The organism is Jeotgalibacillus campisalis (assembly GCF_000829515.1).
GTDB classification, from domain to species: domain Bacteria; phylum Bacillota; class Bacilli; order Bacillales; family Jeotgalibacillaceae; genus Jeotgalibacillus; species Jeotgalibacillus campisalis.
This window is the reverse complement of sequence record NZ_JXRR01000014.1, coordinates 490,380-506,115: the sequence shown is the minus strand read 5'-3', so window position 1 is coordinate 506,115 and position 15,736 is coordinate 490,380. Positions and strand designations below refer to the sequence as shown.

The 15,736-nt window shown below is 39.1% G+C and carries 12 protein-coding genes; 2 read left to right on the top strand and 10 right to left on the bottom strand.

Translation table 11 applies throughout. The annotated features are described in order from the left end of the window. Positions 1-30 precede the first annotated feature (30 nt). From acnA to KR50_RS09515, 9 genes are all read right to left on the bottom strand, one after another. Positions 31-2,742: an aconitate hydratase AcnA gene (acnA, locus tag KR50_RS09555; RefSeq protein WP_041057701.1), complete on the bottom strand. Its 2,712-nt coding sequence runs from the start codon at positions 2,740-2,742 to the stop codon at positions 31-33. Between the two features lie 245 nt (positions 2,743-2,987). Beyond that, positions 2,988-4,451 (bottom strand): amidase, encoded by a 1,464-nt coding sequence (locus tag KR50_RS09550; RefSeq protein WP_041057698.1) that lies wholly within the window; start codon positions 4,449-4,451, stop codon positions 2,988-2,990. A gap of 284 nt (positions 4,452-4,735) precedes the next feature. Next, complete coding sequence (locus KR50_RS09545; protein ID WP_041057695.1) at positions 4,736-5,389, bottom strand: lytic transglycosylase domain-containing protein; 654 nt, start codon at positions 5,387-5,389, stop codon at positions 4,736-4,738. A gap of 120 nt (positions 5,390-5,509) precedes the next feature. Further along, positions 5,510-7,036 (bottom strand): glycine betaine uptake BCCT transporter, encoded by a 1,527-nt coding sequence (locus KR50_RS09540; protein ID WP_041057694.1) that lies wholly within the window; start codon positions 7,034-7,036, stop codon positions 5,510-5,512. Positions 7,037-7,215: 179 nt separating this feature from the next. Further along, positions 7,216-7,641 carry a hypothetical protein gene (locus tag KR50_RS09535; protein ID WP_041057692.1) on the bottom strand — a complete coding sequence of 142 codons (426 nt, stop codon included), beginning with the start codon at positions 7,639-7,641 and terminating at the stop codon, positions 7,216-7,218. An 18-nt stretch (positions 7,642-7,659) separates the two neighbouring features. Then, on the bottom strand, positions 7,660-9,099 hold the full coding sequence (locus KR50_RS09530) for a phospholipase D family protein (RefSeq protein ID WP_041057690.1): 1,440 nt from the start codon (positions 9,097-9,099) through the stop codon (positions 7,660-7,662). Between the two features lie 78 nt (positions 9,100-9,177). Beyond that, positions 9,178-9,759, bottom strand: coding sequence for an SCO family protein (locus tag KR50_RS09525; protein ID WP_041057688.1), 582 nt, complete (start codon positions 9,757-9,759; stop codon positions 9,178-9,180). Positions 9,760-9,872: 113 nt separating this feature from the next. Next, positions 9,873-13,004 carry an AAA family ATPase gene (locus tag KR50_RS09520; RefSeq protein WP_041057682.1) on the bottom strand — a complete coding sequence of 1,044 codons (3,132 nt, stop codon included), beginning with the start codon at positions 13,002-13,004 and terminating at the stop codon, positions 9,873-9,875. A gap of 1 nt (position 13,005) precedes the next feature. Further along, the gene (locus KR50_RS09515; protein ID WP_041057679.1) at positions 13,006-14,142 is read right to left on the bottom strand and encodes an exonuclease SbcCD subunit D; all 1,137 of its coding nucleotides are present in this window, start codon (positions 14,140-14,142) and stop codon (positions 13,006-13,008) included. Between the two features lie 232 nt (positions 14,143-14,374). On the opposite strand from KR50_RS09515, the gene KR50_RS18475 reads away from it, so the two are divergent. Next, positions 14,375-14,524 carry a hypothetical protein gene (locus KR50_RS18475; protein ID WP_156969493.1) on the top strand — a complete coding sequence of 50 codons (150 nt, stop codon included), beginning with the start codon at positions 14,375-14,377 and terminating at the stop codon, positions 14,522-14,524. Positions 14,525-14,674: 150 nt separating this feature from the next. Beyond that, positions 14,675-15,103 carry a DUF2621 family protein gene (locus tag KR50_RS09510; protein ID WP_041057676.1) on the top strand — a complete coding sequence of 143 codons (429 nt, stop codon included), beginning with the start codon at positions 14,675-14,677 and terminating at the stop codon, positions 15,101-15,103. Positions 15,104-15,134: 31 nt separating this feature from the next. Here KR50_RS09510 and KR50_RS09505 read toward each other — a convergent pair whose 3' ends face one another. After that, entirely contained in the window at positions 15,135-15,617 is a 483-nt protein-coding gene (locus KR50_RS09505) for a CcdC family protein (protein ID WP_052476928.1), read from the bottom strand. Positions 15,618-15,736 lie beyond the last annotated feature (119 nt).

Genomic DNA, 15,736 nt, shown 5'->3' with positions numbered 1-15,736 from the left:
CCTTGTCGAAATTATTCGTCAGCAGAAATATTATACAGATAATTTATCACGCAGTACCATTCTTAGAATGCCGCCATGTCTGAAATAATCTACTTCTACATCGGAATCAAAACGGACCAGCACGTCAAATTCCGTCACTTTGCCATCTTCACTTGTTGCTTTAACCGTTAAAATATCACGCGGTTTTACCTGATCTGTAATATTTACTGATAATGATTCACGGCCTGTCAAACCTAGTGTTTCCGCGTTCTCTCCTTTTTTAAATTGAAGAGGCAATACGCCCATAAACACAAGATTTGAACGATGGATCCGCTCATAGCTTTCAGCAATTACGGTTTTTATTCCAAGCAGATTGGTTCCTTTTGCTGCCCAGTCACGGGAAGATCCCATTCCATAATCTTTCCCTGCCAGAACAGCAAGGCCGGTTCCATCCTGCTGATATTTCATACATGCGTCGTAAATGGCCATTGTTTCTCCTGTTGGCCAATAGGTAGTATAACCGCCTTCTGTTCCAGGAGCCACTTGATTTCGAATGCGGATATTTGCAAATGTTCCGCGCATCATCACTTCGTGGTTGCCCCGTCTTGATCCATAAGAATTAAAGTCTCGTATCGCGACTCCATTTTCTCTTAAATAAAGACCTGCAGGCGTATCTTTTCCGATTGCTCCAGCCGGTGAAATATGGTCTGTTGTTACTGAATCTCCAAATTTACCTACTACCCGAAGTCCGTTCAATCCTTCGATGCTGGATGGCTTTTCAGTCAGTCCTTCAAAGAAAGGTGGATTTTGGATATAAGTAGAATCATCAGAGAACGTATAAAGAGCATCTTCACTCGTCTGAATTGCATTCCACCGCTCATTATTGTCAAATACTCTTTCATATTCTTCACGGAAAAGCTCTGGTGTAACAGTCTTTTTGACAATTTCATTCACTTCTTCTGTTGTTGGCCAAATATCTTTTAAGAAAACATCCTGACCATTCTTATCTTTACCGATAGCATCTTTTTGCAGATCGATATCAACCGTACCTGCTAATGCGTAGGCAACAACCAAAGGTGGAGAAGCAAGGTAGTTAGCCCGAACTAATGGATGAATCCGCCCTTCAAAATTACGGTTTCCTGACAGCACAGAACTAACAAGCAGGTCGCTTTCTGCAATCGTTTTTTCAATTTCAGGCAGCAGCGGACCAGAGTTACCGATACAAGTTGTACAGCCATACCCTACAAGATCAAATCCTAAGTTTGCAAGAGGGTTCAGCAGATTTGCATCACGCAGATACCCTGAAACTACTTTTGATCCTGGCGCCAAAGAAGTTTTAACGTATGCAGGAACTTTCATTCCGAGTTCTACTGCTTTTTGTGCAACCAGACCCGCTCCCAGCATAACGTAAGGATTGGAAGTGTTTGTACAGCTTGTGATTGCAGCAATCCCAATTGCACCGGTTTTCATTGGCACAACATCACCATTATCAAATTCGATGACTGCTTCTTTGTCTACTTCTGCTTTATCCAGACCAAATCCCTGCACGCCTTCAGGAGCTGTTAGTGCCTTATGAAATTCCTTTTTCATATTTGATAGCGGAATTAAATCCTGCGGACGTTTTGGACCTGATAGATTCGGCTCTATTTTTGAAAGATCAAGTTCTACAACATCCGTGTAGACAGGGTCTTCGTTATCAGTTGTAAAGAACATATCGTTTTTCGTGAGGTATTCCTCAACAAGCTTAATGTCTGATTCTTCTCTGCCTGTAAGACGCATGTATGCAAGAGATTCCTTATCTACCGGGAAGAAACCGCATGTTGCACCATATTCCGGTGCCATGTTAGCGATCGTTGCACGGTCTGCAAGCGGAAGAACAGCAACTCCTTCACCGAAAAATTCGACAAATTTACCTACTACTCCTTTTTTACGCAATACCTGCGTCACTTTAAGAGCAAGGTCTGTCGCAGTTGCCCCTTGTGGAAGTGCTCCAGTCAGGCGCACACCAATTACTTCTGGAATTGGGAAATATGAAGGCTGGCCAAGCATTCCTGCTTCTGCTTCAATTCCTCCAACGCCCCATCCAAGTACACCGATGCCGTTAATCATTGTTGTGTGAGAGTCGGTACCTACGAGTGTATCAGGAAACGCCACCGTCTCACCTTCGGAATTTGTCACGTTCATGACAACGTTAGCTAGATATTCAAGATTTACCTGATGAACGATTCCTGTAGCAGGCGGGACTGCACGATAGTTGTTAAACGCTTTTTGAGCCCAGCTTAGGAATTGGTAGCGCTCAGCATTCCGTTCAAACTCAAGGTCCATATTAACTTGCAGGGAGTCTGCAGTTCCGTATTTATCTACTTGAACAGAGTGGTCAATAACTAAGTCTACCGGAATTTCAGGATTAATTTTATCTGGTGAACCGCCCATTTTAGACATAGCATCTCTAAGCGATGCGAGATCAACCACTGCCGGAACGCCTGTGAAATCCTGTAAAATAACCCGTGAAGGCTTAAAAGGCACTTCAGAATCCTTGACTTCTTTTGATCCCCAGTTTGCCAGGTTTTTAATATGATCTTCTTTAATCACTCGTCCGTCATACTGTCTGAGAACAGACTCTAATAAAACCCGAATAGAATATGGAAGTTTTGAGATTTTTGTTAAACCTTTCTCTTCCAGTGTTTTTAGTTCATAGTAATGATAGCGTTTTCCTTCAAGATCGAAGGATTTTTTAGATTGAAAAATATCCTGATTAGCCATCGAATTTCCCCCTTATTAAATTTAACCTTTTCTTGTATGTAACTACAAGCGCACAATACTATCTTAATACACTGAATACGATAAGTAAATATCAATAAAGTTATGTCCATCAATAAGTATTTCTTATGGTATTTCATGAAATTAATAAATAAATTCGCTTTTTGTCCTGTTAAGAATACTTCTCATTTAGAAAACTTTGAATTAAAATAATTTTTTAGTATTCCAAAATAGTTATATTTAGTTCTTTATGGCTGAAAAAGACCATATTCTTCTATTTCTGAACTTATATCAAGCAGCAGGTGTTCATTTCCTTTTGAGGCCATGAACTGAATGCCTATGGGGAGGTCATCCTCTGTTTTTCCAGTGGGAAGACTTATGGCAGGCTGACCGGTTAAGTTAGCAAGCTGTGTAAATGGAGAGTAGGTTAAAGCTGGTTCAAACATTTTATAAATTAAGTGCTGCTGATCTTTAGCATTCAAATGAGACACTTCTAATAATTCCTGGATCTTAGCCGCGCCTGGAGTAAGTTCACCTACCTCAGGTGCTGAAAATGAAGTTGCAGGAGTTAAAAAGAGATCAAATTGCCGATGAAAGTCTTCCATTTTATAAGCTGCAAAATCCCAGGCGGAAAGACTTATTGAAAACTCACCTGCCCCTGTTTTCAGGCCTGCTTCTGCTAATACCCATGATTCAATCTCCATATCATCGTGAGTAAGCGGGCGGCCGATAGCATTCTCAAGCGAAAGTCTTAAAGCAGCCATCTCACCTGAATTCATTAGATAATATTGCTCCATGAGATGTTTTCCATCAAGATCCGGACTTGCTTCCTCGACATGATGTCCATTCCTCTCCAGCCATAGCGCCAGATCTTTAACTGCTGAAACTGCATCTTCACTAACCGGTGTTCCTACAGGAGAAACTGTACTGAATGCAATGCGATATTTATTAGACCCACGCTGGTCTATCAGTTGTTTGTATCCTTTTTCAAAAACTGGAGTATGAAAAGCTGCTTCTTTTTGATAGGTTTGTAATGAATCCAGCAACTGGGCGGTGTCTCTTATTGATTTTGTTAAGGCAAAGTCAATAGCAGCTCCCTGCCATTGTCTCCCGCTGCCTGGTCCAACAGCGATTCTTCCGCGTGTTGGCTTTAACCCGATCAACCCGCAAAAAGAAGCGGGTATGCGGATAGAGCCTCCTCCATCACTTGCCGCTGCAACAGGAACCATACCCGATGCGACACTTGCCGCAGCTCCACCGCTTGATCCTCCTGGAGAATAACGGTGGTTTTTTGGGTTACGAGCAGCTCCATGCAATTTTGATTCAGTAATATTTTTTAAACCAAATTCCGGTGCGTTCGTATGACCAATAATAATAAATCCGGCCTCTTTAAGGGAAGAAACAAAATGGCTGGTCACGTCCGCTTTAGTTGAAGCAAGCAGTCTAGATCCTGCGGTTATGGGCTCCCCTTTTAAAGAATGAGAGATATCTTTTAGTAATAATGGTACACCTGCAAATGGTTTGGTCCGGTCAACATTTTTAGATTCAGCAATGGCAGCGTCATACCTTTTATTGACTACTGCATTTAAAAAGCTGTTTTCTGCTTCTATCCTGTTTATGGAATCCATTACGGCTTCATGCGGCGAAATTTCTCTATTTTTAATACTCTCTGCCATTTCGGTTGCATCTAAATGATTAATAAAAGATGACATGCTTTACTTGCTCCTTTCTCGGATAATCTGATTTTTCGATCTAATCCCTGCTTTTTAAGCTTATTCTGACCTTTAAAGTAAATTTTCAGGGCTTGAGCGTTATGCCAGATTAGAAATAACCAGCACCCCCAATTTTACTCGCTCCACTTCCGTATTTTTTACCCAAGCCTATGCGGTATCTTAACATACGTCATTTGTCATATGTCTTCTTATTCTTAAGTACAAACTGAAATGGGCAAAAGAGAAAAATAAATAGTTCTCATATGACTTTGCCTTACACAACTTTAGTTCAACTGATTTTCATATTGATTAAAATAGTATAAAACATCCTCTACATACTCATTGCTTTGATTATAGGTAAAAATAGCACGTTCAAGTTCACCATCTGCTCCCCCATTTTTAGACAGGTAATTAGCAGCACTGAAAATGGCATCCTCTATATCCCATGGATCGGCTCTGCCGTCTCCGTTTCCATCCGTTCCATACCCCCCGTATTGTTCAATTACTGAAGGATCTGTCATTTCCTTAGGAGGGATATCCCCTTCTCCAAGTCCATCACAAGTAGGGTGGCTCCAGCCAACAAACGTACAAGGCATAAATTGCATATGTCCTTCAGCTCCCACAGGCGAAACCATCGTTTCCATCGTAGAAAAACGAGTTTCTACTCTATGATGGGCAGCTAAAAGGGTCCAGGGAACACCATATTCTTCTTCTGCGCGCTGGTAAATTTCAATATATTCATCAGGAACCTCTAGTTCTACAGGAGCTCCTGCCTGCTCAAGCCAATCTGATGCCTTGCCTATAATCCCATCGTTTTGTGCAAGCATATACACAGTGATAGCAAGCAACGTAATAAGGACTGTAAAAAAAGCAGCTGTAATTTTTACCATTTTCTTTGTATTCGAGTGATTTTTTTTTAATTTCTTTCTCTTCTTCATGAGTAAACTCCTTTAATAAGAAAACTAGTAAGCTATAATTAATTGTAGCTCATATCTTCTATCTGAAACAGTTTATTCAAAAAAAAAATCCATCCTGATATTTTCAGGATGGATTCTTCTTTATTTAGAGTCAGGTTTAGTTTGTTTTTTCTTTGGTGTAATCATTAAGCCTAAGTCTTTTCTTTCCTGATTTAATGATTTGTACGTTGAAATCATCATGAGAATCATTATAAAAGAAAAAGGAAAGGCCGCTATTATTAATGCATTCTGAAGGGCCTGTAATCCATTAGTTGATAACAAAATGACAGCAACAGTAGATTGTGCGAGACCCCAGGTTAATTTAACACTATTTGAAGGTGTCAATGACCCATAGGTGGTTTGCATCCCTAGAACAAATGTTGCAGAATCAGCAGATGTAATAAAAAACGTACTGATTAAAACAATCGCAATGACAGAAAGCAATGCGCCAAGCTGATATTCATTAAATACAGCAAATAGTAGTTGTTCTGGATCAAGTCCTGTTAGGTCTGTACCCATTCGCTGTACATTAATCGAGCTTGCTCCAAAGACTGAAAACCAGAGGAAGCTGACAATAGAAGGAAGCAGCAATACGCCAGCCATAAATTCACGAATAGTACGGCCTCTGGATACACGCGCTATAAAGATTCCGACAAACGGTGACCATGAAATCCACCATGCCCAATAAAAAATGGTCCAGCCGTTGATCCAATCACGGTTGCCTACATCTAATGGAGCTATTCTAAAGCTCATTTCCAGCAGGTTTTGAGCATATGAACCTAATGAGTTTGTGAATAAGTTCAATATCAACATCGTCGGTCCAATGATCAGCATGATGACAAGCAGCGCGATGGCAAGAATCATATTTGTATTGGACAAATATCGTATCCCTTTACTGATGCCTGTCCAAGCTGAAATCATAAACAATACAGTTACAACCGCGATAATGACTGTTTGTACCCAAAAATCGATTTCAAGTCCAAATAAATAGTTTAAGCCCCCATTAATCTGGATGGCTCCAAATCCAAGTGTAGTGGCAACACCAACTACAGTAGCAAATACTGCTAGTACATCAACAAGTGTACCAAGTCCGCCCCTCATTTTTTCTCCAAAAAGCGGAATCAGCGTGGCTGAAATCAACCCAGGCTCACCTTTTCTGAATTTAAAATAAGCCAGGGATAATGCTACTACTGCGTAAATCGCCCAGGCATGCAGCCCCCAGTGAAAAAACGTATATTGCATTGAATCCTTTAAAGCCTGATCACTTCCGGCTTCTGCCAGCGGAGGACTGGCTGCATAGTGCAAGAGCGGTTCGCTTGCTCCCCAAAATACTAAGCCAATACCCATTCCCGCACTAAATAACATTGCAAACCAGGATCCAGTAGAATATTCCGGTCTTTCATCGGGTTTCCCTAATCGAATTTGTCCTATAGGAGTTATGGCCAAAATGAAGCAGAATATCACCATTATCGTAACGAGAATAAGGTAATACCAACCAAAGCTGGTAGAGATGAAACCTTGAATATTTTCTGTGCTTTGCTCAAAACTGGAAGGTGCTACAATGGCATAGATCGTTGCAGCTAAAACAATTGATATCGTAATCCAAAAAACTTTTGAGACGCTTTTCATGTTATTCTCCTTTCTGATCTTTTTTATTAGCAATTTTATCATTGCCTATAAGTAAGAATAAAAAACACGAGGATAACCGTACCATGATTAAAGTATTAATTCAAATAAGAATCGTCTACATGTGATCTTGACCATGCTCTTCTTATCTGTCTCAAGATTTCTGCTAGAGACGATGATATCTATTCTGAATTTCCATTTTTCTGTATGGAAGGAACAGTCGGCACTTCTGGAACATCCGGTATATCGATCTCTTCTTTTTTCTCTTCATTAAATTCATCACTAACCTTTTGTTCCTCGCTTACAATCGCTTCAGCATTGCTTGCATTCGAAGTTTCAGTTTCTGGAGTAATTTCTTTTTTCGAAGTTGATTTGGCAGAAGCAGGTTCATTTCGTTCATCATTTAATAAAGATTCTTCCTCATCAATTTCCAATTGATCACTCTTTTTTGCAGACGGAGTTTCATCATATTGGTCATCAATAAGACTGCTTTCTTCATTTAAATTGTTTAAAGGATTTGAAATTACCAAAAGGATAAATACAGAAATTACGCTGGACATAATCACCAATGACATGCTGGAAAGTAAAAACCATTCTTTTTTTTTCATGCTGCTCCTTCATCTCTCTTAATAGGTCGTTAATCCCAACACCTTTTGTAAAAAATAGATTCCTCTCTGCCAATAAGATAAGGTGTCCTGATTTTCTTCCATCGCTACCGTATAATGGCCTTCTTCATTATTCCATAAAGAGGTGAAGTAGCGGGAAACCTCTATCATAATGTCAGCGTTAGTAGGACCTTCGACAACAATGTTGTTTTCCAAATTGTAGTCGACGAGGTTTCGTTTAGTGAAGTTTGTTGATCCGCTGATAATGGATGTTTTCTCTGTGGATTTAATCATCATCATCTTCGGGTGGAATTGCTCTTCTTTTACGTCATACCATCTAACCTGAATAAACCCATGTGAGTCTTCAATCAATTCATTGACAACAGGTCGATTCGGAAGACCTGTTTTTTTATTACCAAATGCAGTCTCATTCGGATCGAGAATTAAAAATACCTCTGCACCTCGTTTAGAAGCAGCGATTAGCTCATTAAGTACCTCCCTTTCAGATAAATAAAACATGGCCATCCATATTTGATCTCCTTGTTTTGCTTTTTCAAGCTTAGACAGGATCTCTTTCCATGTTTGTCCTTCGGTCGTGTATTTAATATTCAGCTCCCCGTTTTCCTCATGAGATCCGGTAAATGGAGGAAGGTTAATATTGGAGTTGCCTAAATCAATGACTGCCTGCTCAGCATTCAGCAGATCCTGAATAATAGGGCCTTTTACTTCAAAAGCCACATTGCTGTGAAAGCCCGATTCGTTATGCGCATTTGCCGAGAGAATCATAGCACCCTTATCCGTAATTACTGCTTTACGATGATTTGCTTTTACATTTGCCATCATTAAGTAAGACCTTGCAGTCATTTTAGGACCATCTTCTACAAACCCATTCGGAAGCCAGCCCGTACCCTTTTGGCCAAACCATTGAATTCCTGCACGCCAGAATGTTGAATACAAAGGAGTAGGATCTCTTAAAGGGTTCAGATTTGTCGTGACAACCTCAATACCCGCATTTTTAAGAGGCTCTAACCATTGATTGTTATAGGAGAAGTAACCTGTGTTAACCGGGTCCGTAATCACAACCATCGGCATGTCTGGATGTTGCTCTTTCTTTTCTAAAAGCTGTTTGGTTAGATTCCCGCTTAAATCCGGATAGCCTTTGTCCTCACTTACTTTGCCATCAAATAAAAACATGTCAATAACAACAAAGTCCTGAGCTTCCTCAATCAGCTGCCCTACTCGCTCAAAAATTTCCTGGTCGTGCACTGTTTCTCCGTTTTTAGTAAATGTTAAATCCCGGTAAAATGAAACATCTTCCGTTTTGTACGATTGGCTTGCATATGAAACACCTTCGGGCAAGGGCTTATATTGGTGATAGCTTAAAATGACGAAGAACAATGCAATAAATATCCCGGCATATATCCTTTTTTTCTTACTCCAATGTCGCTGCTTCTTTACCAAAAAGACTCCTCCAGGACTAAAAATTCGTTCACAAATTAATTTTAGCTCTCTCGACAAAAAATGACAAGGACAAATGCCCTAGTCATTAGATACAGCTTTTAGATCAGCTACCATTTCATCAACTGGCACATTACTAATCCCATCGTAACTTTTTACAACCTTTCCTTCTTTGTCCACTAAATAAAAGCTTGTTCCGTGAATGACCTGGTTGGTTTCGGGATCGTCTGCTACTATTGCCTGGAAAGATTCCATCGCAAAATCGATGATCTCTTGCTGTTTATAGCCGGTTAAAAAATCCCATTTGCTTTCATTTATAGAGTAAGATGACATAAATTCTTTCAACGCTTCTGGTGAGTCATTTTCAGGATCCACGCTAAAAGACAATATACGATAGTCTTCTATCCCTTCTGCTTCAACTGCTTGCTGAATTTCAGTCATATTAAAGGTCATAGGAGGACATACGGTATCACAGTTCGTAAAAATAAAATTTACTAATGCAGGAGTACCTTTAACGTCGCTTAATTCAACAGTTTCATCATGTTGATTACTAAATGAAAAATCCTGTAATTCTCTTTCCATATTACCTTCAAATCCCCCCGAACATGCCGTTAAGAGAGTAATCAGTGATATCACCGCTAAAAGGCGTCTCATCTTTTTCATTCTAACCATCCTTCCTTCATGTTAGCCGTCTTTACATTCTTTAATCCTACAGAAAACCATCGGTCATCACAACGACTGGACATAAAGGAAGTTGTAGTTTTTGTGACACTTATTTATGAAGTAAGAATAAATTTCGTTGTACTGCCGGTTTTTGTCTGTTCTACTTCAAGTCTGGCTTCAATCCGTTCTTTTAGTTCGGGAACGTGAGAAATAATCCCAACTAGCCGGCCGCTGCTTTGAATATCCATTAAAGATTCTATCGCCTGATCAAGTGATTCAGGATCGAGCGTTCCAAACCCTTCATCAATAAACATCGTTTCCAAGGAAACACCGCCAGCATGGGATTGAACAACATCGGCGAGCCCTAAAGCAAGCGATAAAGATGCCTTAAAAGCTTCTCCGCCGGATAGTGTTTTAACATGCCTTTGCTGTCCTGTATATTGATCAAATACTAATAGCTCAAGACCGCCCTGAGCGTTTCCTTTTGACCTGTCTTCTTTTCTTAACAATTGGTATCTTCCTGAAGTCATTCGATTCAGCCGTTCATTGGCAATCGTCAAAATATCTTCCAAATAAAAAGCAAGTACATACCGCTCAAACGTAATACGGAGATGATTTTTTCCATTAGCCATATCGGATAAATGGCCAACGAGTGCATATTCCTTTTCCATCTCTGCGGTCTCACTCTTATTTTCATCAATCCGCTTTAAGATTTTTTCATGGCGCTCAATATAAAAAGATAGTTCTTTGTGATCTTCTCCTAGCTCCTCTATAAGCTGATCCTTTTGAGATATTTTGTCATCTAATAACGAGATAGTTGGTTTTTCTTTGTTTTCAAGCTCATTTTGACGGATGGTAAGCTGCTGCTCGGTAAAGTATAAATTTTTTTCATATTCAGTTAGCTGTTCTTCTATGGAAGCAAGTTCATTATTTTCTAAAAGACATCGCTCAACTTCATTTTTATCCTTAAATGAGGTTTCAGCTAAAAGTTTTGTCCACTTATCTTCAGCAGCATGCATTTTCTTCCATTCAAGTTGAAGCTCCTCTTCCGCCTGAGTTTTCCGGTTTTCTAAAGTAAGGAATTGCTCTCGTAATTCTGCAGTCTTCCTTTCTGCTTCATTTAAACGATTTTCGTACTTTTTAATGGAAGCACTTAGAAGGTCAATTGTCTTCAAATAATGGGACTGATCAAGATACTCTTCAGGTATATCCTGGCTTAGGCGCTTGAAATCACCTTGCATTTCACTCCACTTATCCCGTTTTCCCTGAATACTTTCCTTCATTTTTTCTATGCTTTTCCTAGTAAGTTCAAGTTCCGCATCCAGCTTCTTTTTTTCCATTTCTACCATTGCTTCAGCAGCCTGTTGTTTTTCTATTTCATTGATCTTTTTTTCTGTCGTCTGGATCTTTCCTGCAAGCCACGTATGAAGCTCTTGCACAGTGGACCATTCATAACCCAGCTTCATCAACTTTAGCTCAGAAATTAATTCTATTCTCTCTTCTTTCACTTCATTCATTCTATTTTTCAGTTGAACGATTTCGATTTCTCCGCGTTCTTTCTTAGCAAGACTATTTTGTAATTGCTTATCCCAAAATGCCAAGTCATTTTCTGAAGTTATTCCATCGGGCTCATTAACAGGGCTTGGATGATGCTGTGAGCCGCACACAGGACATGAGCTCCCCTCTTTCAAATGCATGGATAGATGATAAGCCTGTGATGATAGAAACAGTTCATTCAATTTTTCCTTTTTCCGTTGTGTTTCTTCTGCTTCTTGATTGTTCTTTTTTTGAGCAATTTCCAGCTCATTTACTTTTACCTCAAGCTGACTTAAAAGCTGACTCAGCTTCAATGCTCTATTCGAGTGATGAAGAGCGTATTGTAAGCTTTGCAGCATTTGTTTTTCTTCAGAAGCTTTAATTTTGGCTTGACGGAGCGTCTGAATTTGAACCTCTGCGCTTTTTTGATTTCCTTCTATCTCCTCAGCCCTTTGTAAAAGTTTTTCTGCTTCCGTTTTTTCATTTATCCCTTCTTCTTTTAATCTGTCAATTGAAGTCTTCAATAAAGAACGTTCTTTTATCTTGTCTTTGAGTTGCTGGATGTCCCGTAAATGCTGTTTTTCATTTTCATTTCCATCTTTTTTTGACTGAATCTCTTCAAGCTCTTCTACTTGCAGTTTTAACTTTTCTTTAAAAAGTAACAGGGAATCTTGATAACCTGCGATACTTTGCTGACGATGTTCGATTGCCTTTTGTTTTTCTTCTAAGTCACGAAACACAGGCCAGAGCTTTTCTGCTTTCCTTGCGCTTGTGAGTTGATCTCTTTTAGAGTCCATCTCTTCTTTTCGAGCGGTCAGAGCAGTGTATTTATTTTTCATTTCCTCGTATTGAGTAAAGGCATCAAGTAAATAGATTGCAGACTGCTTTTCCTGCAGTAGAGAGTCCCTTTCTTTCTTTTGACTGTCTAGTGATACAGTTAGAGTTTTTTTCAGTTCACTCTGAGTTGCTACTAAGTTCTTGGCTAGTTTAATTATTTGTTGTTCAGGCAATGGATCTTGCAAAAGAAGCTCTTTTAGTTCATTATGGTCGAGCGGATCCAGTTCGCCGAAATATTTTAATCTCTCATGTATTGAATGGTTGACTTTGGTACGCAGGTCTACAGCTTCCATTTTTAATTTTTCTTGAAATGCAGTATAAATTTCTGTATGAAAAAGCCGCTGTAATATACGCTCTTTATCTTTGCTATCAGAAGTTAGAAGTTTCCTGAATTCACCTTGGGGGATCATGAGAATTTGTTTAAACTGGCCAAAATCGAGCTGCATGATTTCTTTGATTTTTTCATCAGCTTCTCTGACATTCTCAGCGATTAGTTTTTCTGCATTATTTTCAATTAAATATAATTCAGCTTTACTATTGATCGTTGTAAAACCGCCCCCTCTTGCTTTTTTCCTTTCCTGCTGGGGAGACCGGATAATTTTGTACATTTTATTTTTCAGCACAAACCAAAGAGTGACCTCTGTTATAAGAGAGTCCTCTGCAAATTGACTGCGCAAGTCCGTACCGCTTCTTTCTTCCCCACTGGTTTTCCCGTAGATTGCAAAAGCAATGCCATCGAAAATAGTAGTTTTACCTGAGCCTGTCTTTCCTGAAATTAAAAACATTGTCCTATTTTGGAGCTCGCTGAAATCGACTACCTCTGTTTTTGCATAAGGTCCAAACGCCTGCATGGATAGTTTAACCGGCTTCATTCTAAGCCCTCCCTGCTTTTACTTCATTTATTATGGCAGCTACTTTTTCATGTTTGTCACTTGACCAGTCGGTCGTCGTCATATCTTCGTAAAATCTCTTAAACAAATCAATGCCTTCTTTTTTCCTTGAATGTATATCGGTAGAACCTCCAGTAAGAGATCTGTCTCGAATGGCTGATTTGCGTTCAAGATGAAGTACATTAGGGTATAGTTGTTTCAATTGATTCATTGGGTCGATCAACCCTCCTTCATCTAGCAATATTACTTTTAAATAATCATCGAGCTTTTGATTTTGATAGAATTCAACACTCATTAATTCTGACAAATATCCTTCGAGTTCTCTCATGTCTCTTTTAGGTTCTAAAATTCGCTCTTTTACAGATACTTTCTTTTCCATTATTTCTACTATCTTCACGACTTTTCTTTGTCTTGCTTCAGAGAAGGAATACTTCATCAGTGAACCGGCATAATGAATAGAGTCGTGCGAAATGGCATCGGGACTATGAAGATGGCCAAGTGCTGTGTAATCAAAATGCTCAAAAAGCTCACTGCCTACACATCCAGACCCGCCAACAGAAAGTGTTCGTTCTGAATCTGTCGTTTTCCCTCCTAATACAAAGGCGTGCCCCACTAAGACATTCGGTACACTTTGATCAATAGTACTTTTAATGTCATCGACTATAACCTTCATTGCTTCATGATGAGAAGTAATGGAAGGCATTTCATAAAGTTCACGAATGGGACCGGGCTCTGTAAAAGGAACTAAATGAAATCGAACACCTTGAATATTGATAGCTTGAGAGCCTCTTTCCCATTTTCCCTTCATATACAATTTGGAATGTCGATACCAGCTTGAACCAAATGACAGCCTTTCACCGCTATCATGATTACCCGATATAGCAATGATTGGCACTCCAAGTTCAACGTTAATTGTATATAGTGTGTCGTTTAGTAATTTCACTGCTTCAGTTGGAGGAACAGACCGGTCGTATAGATCACCTGCAATAACTAAAGCGTCAGGCTCTTCAGCTTTTATAAGGTCTATAAGCTTTTGCAAAACATATTCCTGGTCCTCTGTCATGTAAACGCCATGAACGAGTTTCCCTAAATGCCAGTCAGCAGTATGAATAAATTTCATCAATGAACGCCTCATTTCTACAGTCATAACCCCCATTATATCAAAACCTGATTCTCACTACTATTTGCTTGTTTAAACAAAAAATAAACGTACTGTTCAATCTATTTTTAAAAGATCAATTTAAATGATGCTTTTTTATAAGCTTGTCCGTATAAAAATTCATACTTTAGGCGGATGTCTTATTTTTAATATTCTGATAATATAAAGTTACATCTGAAAGGAGGGACGCTGCATGCGTAAAGTTGAAGATGATTTCATGAATGAAATGGAACAAAAGGTGGATGATTATGTCACGGTGACGGCGGACGACCAAAATTTCTATAACATTCGTCGCGAGAATTTACATCAGCTCGTTTCCCTCGGATACAAACAAATTAAATAACTCAGGCCGTAGAAGGTAAGCCAGCTGCAGCTATAGAAGGACTCAGATTCCGAATCTGAGTCCTTAACTAATTTCTAAAGTGAATGTTGATGTCTTAGTAAATGTACACTATAATGAAAGGTAATGGATCTTACATTGAGGTGAAGCATGATGCTTGACGGATGGTTTTTATGGTTTATATTATTCTGGATCGTTGTGCTAATCAGTTTATTTGCCATAGGCGGCTTTTTTATGTTCAGAAAGTTTTTGAAAAGAATGCCTAAACAAGATGGAAAATCTGATTTAGATTGGGAAGAACATTTTGTTAAGGAAACGGTTCACTTGTGGGGCAAACGCGAGCTTGCTCTTCTGGAAGATTTAGTCAGTCCGGTGCCGGAATTATTCAGAGACGTTGCAAAACAGAAAATAGCAGGAAAAATAGGCGAACTTGCTTTAAAAGAAAAAGCAAAGTCAATCGATCTTGATCTTGTCATTAGAGGGTATATTATTGCCACTCCTAAACGGGATCATAAGTTTTTACGAAAAAAAATGGCTGACTTAAACATTGATTTGCATTCGTACGAAGATTTATTCGCATAAAAAAACAATCTCATATAGAGATTGTTTTTTTTTATGCAAATTGCGAAGCTTCTTTTGCAGCTGCCCCTGTAAGCTTTCGATACTGAAAATACATTGCTGCTCTCCAGGGTACAATCATTCCAAAGGCCAACACCCAAAACATTCCGCTTAAAGCACCAAGATCTATCGTTGAACTTAGTAGAATTTTCATGATAACTCTTACGATCAGCAGACCAATAAGGATAAAAGGAAATGCTTTAGAAGGCTTTAAGTAGATCCCTTTTTCCTGAACTTCAAATTTTGATGTTTTAATAAGGACGATCGAAAAAATCATTCCAACAATTAAAGCTTCAAAAAACTCAATGGCACTCAGGCGAAAAAACGGGATCAAAAACATTAACGCTCCAGTGCTCATGAACAATGGTGGCAAAATGATCTTCTTTGCTGAAACAGGCCGTTTAGCCGCTTTCATACGAACCATTAAAACAAATGAGCCCATTATAACAGCGGCAACGGTTGACCAAAAAACAGGCATTTAGACTCCACCTTTTTACCTTAGTACACTTATTATATAAGAGAAAAGACAGTTTGTAAAAAACATTTGAAAATCAAAGAGCTTGAGACATATTCACAAGCTCTTTAATCGGTTTACTT